Origin of the sequence: Kitasatospora nipponensis (assembly GCF_039528135.1) — a bacterium.
Taxonomy (GTDB): Bacteria; Actinomycetota; Actinomycetes; order Streptomycetales; family Streptomycetaceae; genus Kitasatospora; species Kitasatospora nipponensis.
Map to the genome: position 1 here is coordinate 1 of NZ_BAAALF010000956.1, position 576 is coordinate 576.

The following is a 576-nucleotide window of genomic DNA, read 5'->3' on the forward strand; positions in this document are numbered from 1 at the left end:
GACCCACCGGACGCAGACCCACATCCAGCACATAGGCACGGGTGTTGGCCAGCGGGCGGCCGACCAGCGGCTGCGGCCACTCGGCGGCGTCGAACCAGAGGGCGTCCACGCTGCACTCGGTGGGCCCGTAGAGGTTGTGGCAGATGGTCCCCTCGGCCTGCCGGATCCGCTCCCACAGTGCGGCGCCGGCCGCCTCGCCGCCCAGCAGCAGCACCCGCGGACGCTGCTCGGGGTCGGCCAGCAGGCCCTCCTCGACCAGCTGTTCGGCGTAGGTGGGGGTGACGTCCAGGACGTCGATGGACTCGGCGGCGATGTGCCGGACGAGCGCGCCGGCGTCGCGGCGCACGTCGTCCGCGATCACGTGCAGCTCGTGACCGGCCACCATCCAGAGCAGGCCCTCCCAGGAGGTGTCGAAGGAGAGCGAGGCCGTCAGGGCCACCCGCATCCGCCGGTCCGCCAAGGCGATCACCCCGTGCTCGTGGAAGCCGGAGAGGTTGCGCAGGCCGGCGTGGTCGATCACCACGCCCTTGGGCTCGCCGGTGGAACCGGAGGTGTGGATCACGTAGGCCGCACTGT

1 protein-coding gene is annotated in these 576 nt (G+C 72.2%); it reads right to left on the minus strand.

The features are described from left to right. On the minus strand, positions 1–562 hold a 562-nt coding region (locus ABD323_RS44285), incomplete at its 3' end, for an AMP-binding protein (protein WP_344447646.1). Positions 563–576 lie beyond the last annotated feature (14 nt).